Origin of the sequence: Brachybacterium alimentarium, from assembly GCF_002332425.1 — a bacterium.
Lineage (GTDB): Bacteria > Actinomycetota > Actinomycetes > Actinomycetales > Dermabacteraceae > Brachybacterium > Brachybacterium alimentarium.
Genome location: NZ_NRGS01000055.1, coordinates 1 through 15,127 on the forward strand (window position 1 = coordinate 1; position 15,127 = coordinate 15,127).

13 protein-coding genes are annotated in these 15,127 nt (G+C 67.7%); 6 read left to right on the forward strand and 7 right to left on the reverse strand.

The features are described from left to right. Positions 1-151, forward strand: a 151-nt coding sequence (locus tag CIK71_RS17170; protein ID WP_141393739.1) for an integrase core domain-containing protein, incomplete at its 5' end; no start/stop codon positions are given. Positions 152-294: 143 nt separating this feature from the next. On the opposite strand, the gene CIK71_RS17175 is transcribed toward CIK71_RS17170, so the two are convergent. Next, a complete protein-coding gene (locus CIK71_RS17175) occupies positions 295-1,794 on the reverse strand; it encodes an SPFH domain-containing protein (RefSeq protein ID WP_096166888.1) in 1,500 nt (499 codons plus the stop codon). 137 nt (positions 1,795-1,931) lie between these two features. Between CIK71_RS17175 and CIK71_RS17180 the strand changes: the two genes are divergently transcribed. Next, positions 1,932-2,687 carry an SDR family oxidoreductase gene (locus CIK71_RS17180; protein ID WP_096166889.1) on the forward strand — a complete coding sequence of 252 codons (756 nt, stop codon included), beginning with the start codon at positions 1,932-1,934 and terminating at the stop codon, positions 2,685-2,687. Between the two features lie 16 nt (positions 2,688-2,703). On the opposite strand, the gene dld is transcribed toward CIK71_RS17180, so the two are convergent. The 4 genes from dld to rihC form a co-directional block, all read right to left on the reverse strand. Beyond that, positions 2,704-4,413 carry a D-lactate dehydrogenase gene (dld, locus tag CIK71_RS17185; protein WP_096166890.1) on the reverse strand — a complete coding sequence of 570 codons (1,710 nt, stop codon included), beginning with the start codon at positions 4,411-4,413 and terminating at the stop codon, positions 2,704-2,706. 729 nt (positions 4,414-5,142) lie between these two features. After that, complete coding sequence (locus CIK71_RS17190; RefSeq protein WP_141393753.1) at positions 5,143-6,030, reverse strand: ribokinase; 888 nt, start codon at positions 6,028-6,030, stop codon at positions 5,143-5,145. Between the two features lie 20 nt (positions 6,031-6,050). Then, positions 6,051-7,457, reverse strand: coding sequence for a C4-dicarboxylate transporter DcuC (gene dcuC / locus CIK71_RS17195; RefSeq protein ID WP_096166892.1), 1,407 nt, complete (start codon positions 7,455-7,457; stop codon positions 6,051-6,053). Continuing rightward, positions 7,457-8,398 (reverse strand): ribonucleoside hydrolase RihC, encoded by a 942-nt coding sequence (gene rihC / locus CIK71_RS17200; protein WP_096166893.1) that lies wholly within the window; start codon positions 8,396-8,398, stop codon positions 7,457-7,459. Before rihC ends, dcuC begins: the two co-directional genes overlap by 1 nt. 265 nt (positions 8,399-8,663) lie before the next feature. On the opposite strand from rihC, the gene CIK71_RS17205 reads away from it, so the two are divergent. The 3 genes from CIK71_RS17205 to CIK71_RS17215 all read left to right on the forward strand — a co-directional run bounded on the left by CIK71_RS17205 (position 8,664) and on the right by CIK71_RS17215 (position 12,537). Further along, positions 8,664-9,665, forward strand: a complete 1,002-nt coding sequence (locus CIK71_RS17205) for a LacI family DNA-binding transcriptional regulator (RefSeq protein ID WP_258775055.1) — start codon at positions 8,664-8,666, stop codon at positions 9,663-9,665. Between the two features lie 525 nt (positions 9,666-10,190). Continuing rightward, on the forward strand, positions 10,191-11,924 hold the full coding sequence (locus CIK71_RS17210) for a DEAD/DEAH box helicase (RefSeq protein WP_096166895.1): 1,734 nt from the start codon (positions 10,191-10,193) through the stop codon (positions 11,922-11,924). Between the two features lie 205 nt (positions 11,925-12,129). Further along, a complete protein-coding gene (locus CIK71_RS17215; RefSeq protein ID WP_096166896.1) occupies positions 12,130-12,537 on the forward strand; it encodes a hypothetical protein in 408 nt (135 codons plus the stop codon). A 124-nt stretch (positions 12,538-12,661) separates the two neighbouring features. On the opposite strand, the gene CIK71_RS17220 is transcribed toward CIK71_RS17215, so the two are convergent. Further along, positions 12,662-13,624, reverse strand: a complete 963-nt coding sequence (locus tag CIK71_RS17220) for an NAD(P)-dependent alcohol dehydrogenase (protein ID WP_245857767.1) — start codon at positions 13,622-13,624, stop codon at positions 12,662-12,664. Between the two features lie 113 nt (positions 13,625-13,737). Between CIK71_RS17220 and CIK71_RS17225 the strand changes: the two genes are divergently transcribed. Beyond that, positions 13,738-14,394 (forward strand): TetR/AcrR family transcriptional regulator, encoded by a 657-nt coding sequence (locus CIK71_RS17225; RefSeq protein ID WP_096166898.1) that lies wholly within the window; start codon positions 13,738-13,740, stop codon positions 14,392-14,394. 378 nt (positions 14,395-14,772) lie between these two features. Here CIK71_RS17225 and CIK71_RS17230 read toward each other — a convergent pair. Then, on the reverse strand, positions 14,773-15,127 hold a 355-nt coding region (locus CIK71_RS17230; RefSeq protein ID WP_141393755.1), incomplete at its 5' end, for a transposase.

Consider the following 15,127-nt stretch of genomic DNA (forward strand, 5'->3'; position numbering starts at 1 on the left):
CGCCTACGAGTCCGAGAACGAGCGACGAGAGGCCATCGCGATCTGGGTCCATCACTATGACTACCATCGCCCCCACACCGCCTGCGGCGATCAGCCCCCGGCCTCACGCCTCCACGCCGGCGTCGACAACGTCATGACCAACTACATCTAGGCCGGGACGGTCGTGGCACGGCGGCGGCTCCGCCCCACAACAGCAGCGGTCCCCTGCCCGGCCGTGTCTCTCCTGATGAGAGCGCATGGCCGGACAGGGGATCGTGAGCTGAGCTCAGCGGGGAGCGGGCGCCGGGGAGCGCCTCACTCCTGCGGCGATGCCTCGCCCTCGCCCGCGGTGCTCTCCCGCGTCTGGGTGGTGGCGCGTCCCGACTCGGCGGTGCCGGAGCCGGACGTCGCGGCGGAGCGCTTCGGCGCCGCGCCGTCGGCGGCCTGCTCCCGCAGCGCCGCGCCGAGCGCCTCACCCTGAGCCGTCCCCACGGCACGGCCCTGGATGAGGTCCCGGATGCTCAGTCCGAGCGTCGACTCGACCGAGTCGAAGACGCCCCGCAGCGCCCCGACGGACTCGCCGGCGAACTGCTTGCCGGCGACGTCGCCGTCGTTGGCGTCGGAGCTGATCACGGTGATGTCGCCGATCTGGGCGTAGCCCTTGGCGAAGGTCTCCATGAGGGTGGGCAGCTGATCCACGACGCGCTGCGCCAGCAGCGCTTCCTGGTTCTCCTTGAGGGCTTCGGCCTCGGCGCGCATCGCATCGGCGCGGGCCTCGCCGGCCAGGCGCTCCGCCTCGGCATCGGCCTCGGCGCGCATCTTCACGGCGCGGGCATCGGCCTCGGCGACCTCCGCACGTGCCTCCGCCTGCCGGCGCTGATCGTAGGCCGCGGCGTCGGCGTCCTTCTGGCGGCGGTACAGATCGGCGTCGGCGACGCGCTTGACGTCCGCATCCAGCTGCGCCTGCTTGTTCTCCGCCTGCTGCTGGAGCACTTCCTGGCGAGACTTCTCGCCGGCGAGCGCCTCGGCCTGCTCGGCCTTCGCACGGGCACGGCCCACCTCGGCCTGGGCGTTGGCGCGGTTCGTATCCAGCGCCTGCTTCTCGACGAGGTTCTGCTCCTCGTTGCGGATCCGCTCCTTGGCCACGGCGCGCTCGGCGTTGGTCTGGCTGATCTCCGCCGCCTGGCGCTTCGCCTCGATCTCCGGGGCCCCGAGGGACTGGATGTAGCCCACGCCGTCGGTGATGCCGCGGATCTGGAACGAGTCGAGGATGAGGCCCTGCTCGCGCAGCTCGGGGATCACCGTCTCCGCGATCTGCTCGGAGAACACCTTGCGATCGCGCATCAGGGAGATGACCGTCTGCTGGGCGATGACCCCGCGCAGCACGCCCTCGAGCTGATCCTGCGTGAAGGACTCGATGGCTTCGTCCTGCGAGGCGAACCGCTCCGCGGCCCGGCGCACCAGGCCCGAGTCGGAGCCGATCTTCACCAGCGCGACGGCGTCCACCGAGACGGTGACGTTGTCCGCCGTCTGGGCGTCCGCCTGCATGTTCACCTGTCGCTGGCGCAGCGAGATGACCTCATGGCGCTGGGTGATCGGGTTGACCACCGCCTTGCCGTTGACCACCACGGTGGTCGCCGAGGTGCTGCCGTCTGCGTTCTTCTGGCTCTTGCCGGAGATCACCAGCGCTTCATCGGCGCGTGCGACCTTGATCCAGCGGCGGATCACCACGAAGGCGATCAGTGCGATGACCAGTACGGCAGCCAGGAGCAGCAGGACCACTCCGACGATGCCGAGGCCGAGGAAAGAATTCATGGGGGTGCTTCCTGTGGAGTGAGTGGAGGCGTAGTGCCACCAGCTTCCCATGAAGAGGCGCGCGGCGGGCGCGAGGCATCGCTCTTGACCCCATGCCGCAGCAGGACGACGATGCTGGGCACGAGGAGAGGACACCCATGAGGATCGCGATCGCCGGGGGCACCGGAGTCATCGGACGGCACGCGGTCCGGGCCGCGCAGTCACGCGGGCATGACGTTGTGGTCCTCTCCCGCAGCGAGGGCGTGGACGTGTTCTCGGGCACCGGGCTCGAGGAGCGGCTGCGGGGCGTCGACGTGGTCGTCGATGCGCTGAACACCCCGTTGCTCTCGCGCCGGAAGGCTGTCCATTTCTTCCGCACCATGAGCCAACGCCTGCTCGAGGCCGGGACGCGCCACGGTGTGGCCCACCACGTGGTGCTCTCGATCGTCGGCATCGACGGGATCGACGAGTCGTACTACGCCGGCAAGCTCACCCAGGAGCGGACCGTCGAAGCCTCCGGCGTCCCGCACATCATCGCCCGGGCGGCGCAGTTCCACGAGTTCGCCGCGCAGATCAGCGCCCGCACCTCCCTCGGCCCGCTCGCGATCGCCCCGCGCCTGCTGGCCCGGCCCGTCGCCGCCCGCGAGGTGGGCGAGCACCTCCTCCGCGTCGCCGAGACGGATCCGGCCGGCCGCGCCCCCGACCTCGTCGGCCCCGAGGAACACACCCTCGCCGACATGATCCGCCGGATACATGCGCACGACGGCACCTCTCGGCGCGTGCTCGAGATACGGTTCCCCGGCGCCTACGGGCGGGGCATCGCCTCCGGTGCGCTGCGCGGAGATCCCGGCAGCGCCCACATCGGGACGATGACCTTCACGCAGTGGCTCGCGCAGGAACACGAGACGGGCTGAACGCCGGGCAGCGCCCTCACGCCCACCGCCTCCGCGGCGACGTCTCCCCCACGCCCGCATTGAACATGTTCAGCGGGTCCAGCTGCTGGAAGTGCTCGATCATCGGCTCGGGAGCCGGGTAGAGGCGGCCGTAGTTGTGCTCGGCGGGCACGGCGGCGCCGCGGCTCTTAAGCAGCGCTGTCATCTCCTTCTTCAGCGCCACCGGGTCCACGCCCTTCTTCGCGACGTGGTCCTGGTGCAGCACGTGGCAGAAGAAGTGCCCGAAGTAGACGCTCTCCAGGAGCTGGTCGGCGATCTGCGGGGGCAGCACCTCAAGCCAGTCCTCGTCGTCCCGTCGCAGGGCGACGTCGAAGGTGACCATGGCCGAGGCCTCTGCGCGGTGCATGACGAAGTAGCGGCTGGCGGCGCTGGCCACGCCGAAGCGAATCAGGGTGGCACTCTCGGCCTCCTCGGCGTCGCACTCGAAGAACGCGCCCTCGTGCTCGGGCGCGGCGAAGAACTCCTCGAGCAGCTGCGCGGTCGTCTCCCGTTCGCCGCCGCTGACCACGAGCATCAGGTGATGGGCGTAGCGGTCGCGATGCTCGACGAGGCGCGGTGGGATCTTCTCCGGCACGAGGGAGAAGAGCTTCTGGGAGATCGCGTCGGCGAACGAGGGGCCCATTCCGGGCAGCTTCGCGAACACTCCGTTCGCCCAGCTCTTCAGGGCGAACATGCGCACCAGGGTGCTGCTGCCGGCGTGCTTGAGGGAGACGTAGGTGTCCTTGCCGTACTCGACCGCGAGATCGAAGGCGTGCGAGCTCATGTATTCGCCCGAGATCGGCAGCGGCCCGTCGGCCGCGAGGAACGTGCGCCGCAGTGCCTCGAGGTCCCCGGGGCGGTCCGTGCCGATGTAGAACGTCGCCTTGTCGTCTTCGAGCGGGAAGGTGCGGGTGCGCACTGCGAACACCATGAGCTTCCCGGCGCAGCCCGAGGCTTCGTGGAGGAACGTCGGATCCGCGTTGAAGCGTGCCGGGGAGTCAGCGATCTGGCGCACGTGCTCGGCGTAGGCGGTGCCGGTGGAGTCGGGCGGCGGCGGGGTGACGTCGGCGGCGTCCCACTGCCCGCGCTGCAGCCGGTCCAGGATGTGCGTGGGGTCGGAGCCCAGGTCGATGCCCAGATGGTTCACCAGCTGGATCTGCCCGTGCTCGTCGACCCGCGCGAAGATCGCCTGCTCGGTGCAGGCGGGTCCCTTGCGGATCTGGGTGCCGCCGGAGTTGTTCGCGATGCCGCCCACCACGCTCGCGCCGATCGAGGTCGAGCCGATCACCGAATGCGGCTCCCGCCCGTGCGGGGCGAGTGCGTCCTCGAGGGAGAAGAGGGTGGCGCCGGCCAGGCAGACCGCCTCACGGGCGTCGTGCAGCAGATGGATCTGGTCGATACGCAGCGTCGAGATGATGACGATGTCGCGGTCGTAGTCCTGGTCGCCGGGCCCGGACCCGCCGGTGAGTCCGGTGTTCGCGGCCTGGGTGATGACGATCAGGTCATGGTCGACGCACACCTGCAGAGCACGCCACATGTCCACCAGGGAGCCCGGCCGCAGCACGGCGAGCACCTCACCGGTCCCGAAACGGTCGCCCGTGGCGTACGGCGCCGTGGCCCGCGCCGAGGTGAGCACGTGCTTGCGCCCCATGATCTCGGTGAAGGCCTCGACGGCCCCTGACGATCGCGGGTTCTGCGGTGCGTGCATGTGCGATAGCTCCTTCGCCTCGGGTCGGGCCCACGAGGCGCTCGGATGCGTCGCGAACCCGCGGCCAGCGTAGTCATCATGCAGCGGCACCGCAGCATGAGTGGTTGAGCGATAGAGCTGTGACGTCTCCGGGAGTTCTGAACAGGACGTGTCCGGACTCCACGCGCAGCCGTTGCGGGGCAACGGCAAGAGGCCGAACCAATGCGAGTGTCAGTTTGCGTAGCCCTGATCGGGGTCCTGGTTGGTCGGATCTTCACGGCACGGGACGAGCAGACAGTGACCGCTCCTGCCACCGGAGTGATGGAGTTGGGTGCAGAGTCGCCGGCCGGGTGGAGAAACTGAAGGAGCGAGCTGAGGGTGGCCAAAGACGTCGAGGGCAAGCTGGAGGGTTCCATTCTCGTCTCGGTCCTGGAGCACCGCCCGCGCGGAGCGTACGGGAGTGAGCATGCCGGGGACCGGCATCAAGACCGCCACTCAGATCCTCGTTAACAGGGCCGACAGCACATATCATCAGCCACCCACCACCGTCCCGACGGCCGATCTTGCCGCTGTCGCGGCGAGACTCCAGGCATAGGTACCCCCGTTTCGAGGTCATCGAAGCGGAAGTGGTCGAAGAGGGAGCGGCCTGACACTGACGTAGGACAACTTCGTGGATTGCCCACAGATGGCGCCAGGCCGCCGCGCCCTCGTCCTTCAGAACTTAGCTACGCCAGTGCCCTCGACGGTCCGTCAGAAGCCTACGAGCTCTCCAGCGGGAATCGCTCCCGCGGCCCCCTTTCGCCCAATCGCGAGGGAGGCAGCCCGGGAGGCTGTTTCCAGAGCACGCCCGGCAGGGAATCCGCGCAGCACAGACCCCAGGAAGAAGCCTGCAAAGGTGTCTCCCGCGCCCGTCGTATCCACCACCTCGCTGATGACAGCATCGACGGCGCAGCTTTCCTCTCCCTGTCGCCAGATCGACCCCTTACCCCCGAGTGTCATCACCGTCTGCATCCGTGGCCATCTCCGGGCGAGACAGTCGAGCGCTGCCTCTGGCCCTGGAGCACTGGTCAGAGCAGTTGCTTCATGCTCGTTGACGAACAGGAAGTCCACAGCATCGAGGTCCACCGAGAGCGCGTCTCGGTCCAGGGGAGAAGGATTGAACGCCACTCTCAAACCGTGACTCGCTGCGACCTCAACAGCCTCTGCGACGAGATTCGTCTCGTTCTGCACGATCAACAGATCCCCAGCGGAGTACCAGCGGAGGATCTCATCGATCTGCTCTTCGCGGTGGGTGCGGTTCGCTCCTGGATAGATGATGATGCAGTTCGATCCCTCTAGCTCGAGCTGCACCAGGGCGTGCCCGGTGGGCACTTGAGGATCGGCGGTGATGTGCGAGACATCGACGCCTCGCCCGGAGAGGAACTCGATGATCTCCTGGTCGTGTGCTCCGGTGCGCGCCCAGAGTGCGGTCGGCACTCCGGTGGCGGCGAGTGCCACAGCTTGGTTCAGGCCTTTCCCGCCCCAGGCGGTGCTGAGGCCGATGGACGTGATCGTCTCGCCGGAACGGACGATCTGCGGCACGGAATAGGTCATGTCTCGGTTGACCGAGCCGAAACACACTGCCTTCGGCGTGTTCACGCTGGGGGCCTTCTCTAGTTTCACAGGTATCGCACCATGGAGACGACGAACATGAAGACCACGCCCACGACCATCGGGAACCACGTTCGCTTGACGATGTTCATCGGGTTCTCATTGGTCGAACCCGCGACGATCACCACGACCGCTGCGACCGGGGAGCAGGCTCGGAACAGATTGCCTGCCATGCCCATCGGGACGGAGACGGCGAAGGGGTCGATCCCGGCGACGTTCGCTAGTTCATACATCAGCGGGACCATCGCGTAGAACAGGGCCGTGCCCGAACCGGAGAGGATGACGATTAGTCCCGTCGCGCCGACGAGGAGCAGCGGCAGCACCCAGCCCGCGGGGGTCGCGGTCTGCATGGCCTGCTGGAGCGAGTCGATCAGCCCGATGCCCTGAAGGCCCGCGACGAACACGGAGGCGGCGACCAGCAGCGCGACGATGTCGATGGCATTGGCCATCCCCTTGAAGAACTCAGAGCCACGGGTCAGCACTCCCTTGCCGTCCCGCTTGAAGACGAGCTCGCAGAGGATCGAGACCAGCCAGCAGATCAGCACAGCCACCTGCACACTGAGGTTGACCTCGGTGCCAGTGGCCGCACCGCCCACGTAGAAGCCGACAAGTAGGAGGATCGGCAGAAGGGGAAGTAGGGCGTAGACGGTTCGGAACAGTGCGTTGCCCTCGACCCGCACAGCTCCCGACTCGTCGAACTTCGCCTCGGGGCTCACGTAGCCGCGGCGTTCGTCGCGCCGATCCATAAAGCGCTGCCAGAAGAAGTGTGCGACCGCCATGAGCAGCAGAGCCGGGATGGCGATGGGCGCCGTCTGCGTGAAGACGTAGTCGGTGACTGTGAGATCCGAGTACTCGGGATGCTTGGCAAGTTCGGTCGCGACGGCGACGTTGTCCGCACCCAGCGGTGTGGGCGTGATCGTCGCGGTTGTGGCGATCACGCCGGCGGCACTGAGGGTGGACAGGCCCGCTGCGCGCAGCACTGGATAGAGCGTCGCGAGCAGGATGATGGCCAGGTTGGAGGCGCTCGGCACGACGATCGACAACAGGTTGCCGAGCAGGAAGACGATCGGCACGAGCACGAGCGGAGATTTCACGTGCTTCAGTGGACGGGTCAGCAGGTCCACAGTGGCCGCGTTCGCACCGATGTGGTTCATGTACGCGGCATACCCTCCCAGCAGGAGGATCACCAGTCCCGCTTCGGAGAGGGTCTTGCCGAACTGCTCCACGACAACCTGGAACGGTTGGAGCAGAGCGGGGACGTCCTCGGCGACGTCACTCCCCATGGCCACCGAGATGAACAGCAGCGCGAGGCCGGTGCCCATCAGAGTGAGCTTGATGTCGGCCTTCTTGATGAGCATGTAGACAACAAGCGCGACGGCGACTACCGCCGAGACGATCATGATGGCGAGAGACATCAGCCCACCCCGCTTTCACGACGGCAGGCATCGATACGGTTCAGGAGCAGTTCGGTAAACCCGCTCGCGTCGACGTCGGTGGCCACGCTAACGTTGGCGTCGATCCCCAGGTAGCCGCGAAAATCGACAAGCGTGGCGCCGCTGGTGTACTTGCCGTCGAGCTCGACGACTACCGGCGCCTCTTGCATCGTGAAGAGATTCGGTTCCAGGAGGTAGGCGATGGCGCAACCGTCATACATCTTCAGGCCGTTCCGGAGCCCGATGCCCCGGTAGCGACTGAGGAGGCCATGGATCATCGCCCCGGTCTCGTTGAGCTCGCGGATCCTCGCGGAGTCCTCCGGGTAGACGAGCGCCCTCCATCCAGCATCGAGCGGGAGCATCACCAGCGGAAGGCCCGAGCGCAGCACGATGTCAGCGGCCTCCGGGTCGGCATGCACATTGAACTCACTGAGCACGCCCTTGTTCCCGCGCTGTGTGGAGCCGCCCATGAACACCACTCGAGCGATCCTGTCCTGGTCCTCGGGGTGCTCCCGCAACAGCAGGGCAAGGTTGGTCATCGGCGCGAGGCAGACGATGGTGACGGGCTCGGCCGAAGCCTGGAGCTGCCGATGCATTGCCTCCACCGCCGTCTCGGGGAGGAGCTGGCTGCGGTCCGGCGCTGGGAACGCGTAGCCCTCCATCCCCGAGACTCCGTGAACGGCAGTCTCGTACTGGGGCTCCCGTACGAGAGGCCTAGCTGCCCCCACTGCGACGGGCACGTCCAGGCCCCAGAACTCCAGTAGTTTGAGGGCGTTGTCCGTTGTCTTGGCGACGTCGACGTTGCCGGCTGCCGTAGTGATCAGCCGGACGTCGAGCCGATCGTCGAACAGGGCCATCGCCAAAGCGATTGCGTCATCGATTCCCGGGTCGGTATCGATAATTATCGGGGTGCGAGCGCTCATGTTCCTCCTTCGGAAACAACGCCGGCAGGGTCGGCCCCATCGTCGATGCGGGGCGTATGGCCAACGTGAGTCCGCAGAATGTACAACACGTGTCAACCGATTCGCAACACGTGTTGACCATTGGACAACACGTGTTGCGCCATCCACTCCCGCACGCCCGTGGGGTACGGTTCTGATGGTCACATCCGCGCGTGTTCGCGCAAGCTTTCACAATGATCGAGAGGCCGACGAAGGGCTTTCGGGCCCGTGCAGCTGGGGGGAAATGATGAGAGTGACACGGGCCGACGTAGCTCGGCGCGCTGGCGTATCACCAGCGGTCGTCTCTTACGTGCTCAACCCCGGCTCGCGACCCGTTGCCGCCGCGACACGTGAACGCGTATTGGCAGCCGTCACTGAGCTCGGGTACCGACCTGACGCAGTGGCGCAATCACTCCGGTCCGGACCGACCAGGTCACTCGGACTGCTGGTGCCCAGCCTGGTCAATCCGTTCTTCGCGGAGCTCTCCCGCTCGATAGAGTCTCTTGCCTTTGAGCGTGGATACGTGCTCCTCGTAGGCAGCACCGAAGCAGCGGCCGATCGCGAGCTTCGCTACGTGCACAGCTTCGCCGATCGCCGAGTCGATGCCCTGATCATGGTGACCTCTACAAGCGCAGACGCACTCAAGGCGGCCGGAGACACGGGAGTACCCGTGGTGACACTGGACCGGACCCCTAATGGCTCCGCGGTTTCCAGCGTCATCACCGATGGGAGCGCGGGAATTCGCGCCGCCATCGATCACCTGACGGAGCATGGCCATCGCCGGATAGGGGTGCTCGGTGGGCCGGACGGGCTCACTGTCGCTGACGAGAGGACCGCCGCCTGGAGAACCGCCCTGAGCGACGCAGGCCTCTGGGAGGATGACGTGTGCGTACGGGCAGCCTTTTCACGAAGAGGCGGAGCGGACGGCGCGAGCGTTCTCCTGGAACGCGGTCCGATGACAGCACTGGTCACCTCGTCGGATGTCCAAGCGATCGGGGCGCTAGACGAATGCATCCGCCGAGGCTTGCGCGTACCGCAGGAACTCAGCATCGTCAGTTTCGACGACACTGAAGCGGCCAGCTACGCCCAGCCTCGGCTCACCGCCGTGCAACAGCCGATTGAACAGATGGCAGAGGCGACGATGGAGCTGGTGCTACAGAGAATCGGGGCTGGAGAGACGGCAGCGAGCAGGCACGTGCTGCCGACAACTCTTGTGGTGCGAGATTCAACCGGACCTGTCCGCGCTTGAGTGCGCAGCGGCGGGTAGCGACTCCATGCTGGACCGCCTCGTCTGGGGGCTCTCACCCCAACCGTTCCGACAGGCCGCAGCAAAAGCTTCCCGATTGCGGCGGGCTGCACGTCGGTGCCGGGTCGCCGCGGCACAGCGACTGTTGCTCACCATCTTGATGATGGCCACCGAATCGTCGGAGGTGACGTCGAGGGGCACGAAGGTCACGTCCCCCTCGTCGGAGGCGAGAGCTTCTGCTGCTTCTCGGCCTCGAGTTACGTCACGGGCACCGAGGAACACGCGCCAGCGAGCGTTCCGAGACGTCGCGGAGACGTCGGGCCGTCTCAAAGCCCAGCCCCTTGTTCGCGCCAGTAGTCAGGACAGTGATCGGTGGATGTCGTGGCGTCGCACATGGCACGAGCTTTCGCCCCCGGAGCGGTCCGAACCAGGCCGAGTCGCGGCCCGCAGAGCTCATCCCAGGATGAGCGCCGCCGGAGGGATCGGCTGACGCCGGATCAGGGAGCGAGGCCCCGGTAGCCTCACAGGGTGGCCACCTCCCGACGATCCAGCACCCGCCGCCGCAGCAGAACCCCGCGCCGGAAGGGATCCCGGCAGTCGCAGCGGCCACTGCCGTTCGTCGGCCCGGGCGAGCGGCTGTGGGTGCTCGACGTCCCCTACGGGACCCAGGTCGACGGCGCCGCCTGGCACCCTGCCGTGAAGATGCACCTGTACGTCGGCCGTGCGCTGCCCGAGCACCTCGCGCCTTACGCTCCCGGCCCGCACACCCTCGGCCGGTTCCTCGAGAACACGCTCAACCCCGACGACCCCGCGCCCACTCCCGAACCGGCCGACGACCTCGAGCCCCGGCAGAACCAGTACGAGGCGGCCGACGCGATCGCCGAACGCGCCGCCGCCGGTGGGCGACAGTTCCTGCTGGCCGACGAGCCCGGCGTCGGCAAGACGATCTCCGCCGTGCTCGGCGCGAGCGCAGTGGGCGACCTCCGCGGTGCACAGCGTGTGCTCGTCGTCGCCGACCGGCCCGCCGCGATCACGATCGGGCATTGGTGCCGCACCATCACGGCGCTGGGCGACAGCGGCCTGGAGTGGGTGGTGATCACCTGGGACCGTCTGGAGAAGGTCGCGGACCACACGTGGGAGGTGATCATCGCGGACGAGGCCCATGCGCTGCGCCGGACCTCCACGAAGCGGTGGAAGCTCTGGGCGAAGATCTCCGGGCACGGCACACCGCATGACAAGGCCCCGTTCGTCATCGCGACCACCGCGACGCCCGGTCACACACCGCTCGAGCTGCCCTACCTCGCGCCGGCCTATGCGCAGGTGCACGACGAGTCCATGAAGGAGTGGACCTCGGCCTCCCAGCCCGCCGCCACGTTCGCGACCGCGCTCGAGAGCCATGGCGTCGGCGTGGAGAGGGGACGCTACGGCGCCACCTGGACCACGGACGCAGAGCGGCGCGCCGCAGACCTCTCGCTGGTGCGCGGCTGGCTCGAGGATGCTCGGCCGCCCGCCATGCTGCACCGCGCAGCGCCCTGGGGGCCGGTGCCGATCTCCGGGATGCCGGTGACGCTCACGCCGACGGAGCGCAGCGCGTACGAGGCCGAATGGGGCGAGTTCTGCCGCGAGATGGACATCGCCCGGCGCGGCCGCAATACCGCCAAGGGCCGGGCGGCGCTGCTGCGCTTCCGGCAGAAGGCCGGGCTGATCCGCGTCGACTCCACGGTCGCCTGGATCGCCCAGCAGGTCGAGGCCGAGCGGCAGGTGGCCTGCTCCGTCGAGTTCGTCGGGACCGCCGCCGACCCGATCGCCGAGCGTCTGCGCGATTCCGGACTCGAGGTAGCCACGATCTACGGGCGCGACCGCTTCGACGTCGAGGCCGAACGGCTGCGGTTCCAGACCGGGCAGGCGAAGGTCTGCGTGTTCACCACGGTGGCCTCGATCAGCCTGCACGCCGGCGAGACCCTCGCCGATGGTCGCCAGGCGAGCACCGAGCCCCGGGTCGGCGTCTTCCACCAGGCTCGCTTTTCGGGCATCGCGGGCCGGCAGGTCACCGGTCGCACGCACCGCGACCAGCAGGTCTCCCCGTGGCACATCGCCTACGCCCAGGGCACCGTCGAAGAACAGGTCAGCAAGGTGATGGTGGAGCGGATCGCCGCCGCCTCGGACACCGTGGGCGGCGACACCGCCGGGCTCACCGACCTCGCCGAGCTGCTCGAGGCGGAGTGGTTGCCGGCCGCGAGCCTCACCGACGGCAGCGCCTGACCGGGATAGATCACCGAGGTCCTCGGCACGTCGTTCTCCACCGTGCCGCCGACTCCACGGACCACGACCCCGACCCTCTTGACATTCGGTCACGAACAGGCAAAGAGTGGGTCAACGGAAGCCAAACACGCCTCGAGCGCGGCGGCGGACGTGAGTCATCTGCGTGCGGCGACGGTCCGGGGCCCTGAGGAAGGACTGATCGTTCATGATCCGCATCCGTCATCTTGCAGCCGTCGCCGCCGTCGGTCTGGCCGGGGCCGTGTCCGCGCCCGCGGCGCTCGCCGACGAGCCGAATCCGGCACCGGTGCCCGTCGAGGCCGTCACGGACTCACCCGCGACCACGATCAGCCCCGTCGGCTACGCGGACCGCACGATGCAGGAGTTCGGCGCCGGCGACGACATCGACTTCCAGCGCGACACGACAGCCGACGCTCGCAGCGCGATCATCGCGCACGAGGGCGCCGCCAAGCACTGGCAGCGCACCGGCGCGGAGGGCGCCGCCGGCCACGTGTACGTGACCTACGTGAACACCGAGACGCACGACCACCTCACCCTCGGCGTGCACACCACCATGGGAACGGATCACGACCACCTCGTCGACACGGCGCGCTGACCGCAAGGGCGTCTGACTCTCGGGGCTCTGCGGACTACGTCGGCGGCCTCGGCACCTGTCACCCGCGGGTCCGTCCAGGCAGGTGATCCTGTAACGCACGCCGCGCGTCGGCCGCGCGCCAGCCTCAGGTGAGGCTGATGACGTGCTTGCCTCGGACTCCTCCTGACTCGAGTGCGCGGTGGGCTGCGGCGATGTCCTCCAAAGGGTGCTCGGTGTCCACGACGGGCTGGATCGCACCATCGTCGGCGAGCCGGGCCAGCTCTGCCAGCAGCGAGCTGCGCGGCTGCCCGCTGAAGAACCGCACCCGACGCGACCCGAAGACGGTCGAGCCGAGGATGTACCCGAGGCTCGGAGCGAGCCGATCGAGATCGAAGCTGATGGCGACCAACCGCCCACCGGGTCGGAGCAGTCGGCGCAGGGCCCGATGCTCGGTCCCGACCGCGTCGTACACCACGTCGAACGCGCCCGCATGCTCCAGTGGGGTCTCCCGATAGTCCAGGACCTCATCCGCACCCAACGACCGTACGAAGTCGGCGCTCGCTGCGCTCGCGAGACCCGTGACATGAGCACCGAAGAGCTTGCCGATCTGCACCGCGAGGCTGCCGGTCCCACCGCTGGCTCCTCGCACCAGCAGGCGTTCTCCCGGCTGCAGGCGACCCTTGTCCCGAAGGCCCGTGATCGCGGTCGTTCCCCCGGCGACGAGCGACGCTGCGTCCGGTGCGGACAACGACGTCGGCGCAGCCGCGATCCGGTCAGGGCGCACAGCCACATAGTCCGCCATCGCGCCGAACTCCAGCCCGTCCGCGATCCCCCAAACCCGGTCACCCGGTGTCACGCGGGTGACCGAGGAGCCGACACTGACCACCTCGCCCACGAAGTCCAGCCCGATCTTCTTGGGGAAGCGGGACCCGAGAAGGAGCCGGAGCTTTCCGGCCCGGGCAGACACTTCACCGCCGTTGACCGTCGACGCATGCACTCGGATGAGGACGCGATCCGGTGCTACCTCCGGCAATCGGGTCTCGCCGACGTACAGCACCTCCGGTGCGCCGTACTGGTCGTACATCGCCACACGCATGTTTTCCCTCATCGAGTCCTCTTTCTTCACAGCCTGGTCGAGCTCTGACGGCTCATCGGAGACAGTCTGCTGGAGCCAACGAGATAAGTGAGTGACCCCTTCCACTTATCGCTAGAGTGAGAGACATGCGCACCGGGGACTCTCACATCGACCCTGACCACGGCGCCGACGAGGGTCTCCGGTCCGACGCGCGTGCCAACCGCGAGCGACTGGTCGACGCAGCCCGGGCGGCCTTCGCCACCCACGGCGTCGACGTCCCGTTGAGCACGATCGCTCGACGGGCGGGCGTCAGCCCGGCCACCCTGTATCGACGGTTTCCGACACGGACGAGCCTCGTGGCGAGTGCTTTCGCCGAACAGCTCAGCGAATGTTCCGCCCTGCTGTCCACCGCGCTTGCGGACCCGGACGCCTGGCGCGGGCTGTGCGGCCTGATCGACGCCGTCTGCTCGATGCAAGCACGAAGTCGCGGCTTCAGCTCGGCGTTCCTGGCGCTCTACCCCACGATGGTCGAGGCCGACGAGCCTCGCCGGCAGGCTGAGCAGGATCTGCTGGACCTGGTGGACCGCGCCAAGAGATCAGGAGCTCTGCGCGCGGATTTCGACCACACCGACATCTACCTGATCATGCTCGCCAACGACGGCGTGGTCGCTCGATCGCCGCAGACGGCCGTCGCGGCCTCCCGCCGGTTGGTGGCGTACTTCCTTCAGGCAGCGCGAGCAGGCAGCGGCCTGCCGCTCCCGCCGCCGGCGCAGGTGGGGATCTCTGACCTTCTCCCGGAGTGAACTGCGCTGCGGGGCGGTCATCCCGCCCACTGCCGCATCAACGTGCCCGGCCGACAGAAGCACCAGCTCATCGAGCTCCATCCGCCCGTCGGACACGACCAGGTCCTGGACATAGCCAGCCTCGGGAGCATCGAAAGTCCCGTACCTCCCCGTGTACAGCAGCAGATTCGCGTCGATGTGATGCTTCTCAGTGCAGGGCGTCACGGCGTCCAATTGCTGCGCCAGCGTCGAACCGCGCAGGGCGTTGTGATGGGGCTCGTCCGGACGCGGGAACACCACGCCGTCGATATAGGGCGCGTATTTTTCGCAGAAGCCGTCGTCGACGGCGCCTCCGCTGTAGTACGCGACCGCCTCCAGCTTCAGGCGGGAATTGATGGCTCATCGCATTTGAAGGTGTAGCAGTGGCCTGAATCCTCCGGTGTCGAGAAGCGATCGGAGGACGTAGTGGGCGAGGTTGCGGAAGCCCAGGGCGGTGCCGCGGAGGTGCTCGAGGCGGCCATTGATCGCTTCGGTGGGTCCGTTGCTGGTGCCGGGCCGGTCGAAGTAGGCCAGCACGTCCTCGGCCCGGCGTTTTAGGGTGCGGCCGAGCGTGATGAGCTCGGTCAACGAGGGCGGGACGTCGCCTGCGAGGTCCTGGATCACTGCAGCGAGTTGCTGCTTCGCGGCAACTCGATCGGGGTTGCGGTAGGCCTGGACGATCCGCTGGTAAATGGGCTCATCGCATCTGAGGGTG

Coding starts and splice junctions, on each gene's coding strand:
- CIK71_RS17220 (WP_245857767.1), bottom strand. CDS start 13,624: ATGAGGGAAAACATGCGTGTGGCGATGTACGACCAGTACGGCGCACCG.
- CIK71_RS17205 (WP_258775055.1), top strand. CDS start 8,664: ATGAGAGTGACACGGGCCGACGTAGCTCGGCGCGCTGGCGTATCACCA.
- dcuC (WP_096166892.1), bottom strand. CDS start 7,457: ATGTCTCTCGCCATCATGATCGTCTCGGCGGTAGTCGCCGTCGCGCTT.
- CIK71_RS17215 (WP_096166896.1), top strand. CDS start 12,130: ATGATCCGCATCCGTCATCTTGCAGCCGTCGCCGCCGTCGGTCTGGCC.
- CIK71_RS17225 (WP_096166898.1), top strand. CDS start 13,738: ATGCGCACCGGGGACTCTCACATCGACCCTGACCACGGCGCCGACGAG.
- rihC (WP_096166893.1), bottom strand. CDS start 8,398: ATGAGCGCTCGCACCCCGATAATTATCGATACCGACCCGGGAATCGAT.
- CIK71_RS17175 (WP_096166888.1), bottom strand. CDS start 1,794: ATGAATTCTTTCCTCGGCCTCGGCATCGTCGGAGTGGTCCTGCTGCTC.
- dld (WP_096166890.1), bottom strand. CDS start 4,413: ATGCACGCACCGCAGAACCCGCGATCGTCAGGGGCCGTCGAGGCCTTC.
- CIK71_RS17180 (WP_096166889.1), top strand. CDS start 1,932: ATGAGGATCGCGATCGCCGGGGGCACCGGAGTCATCGGACGGCACGCG.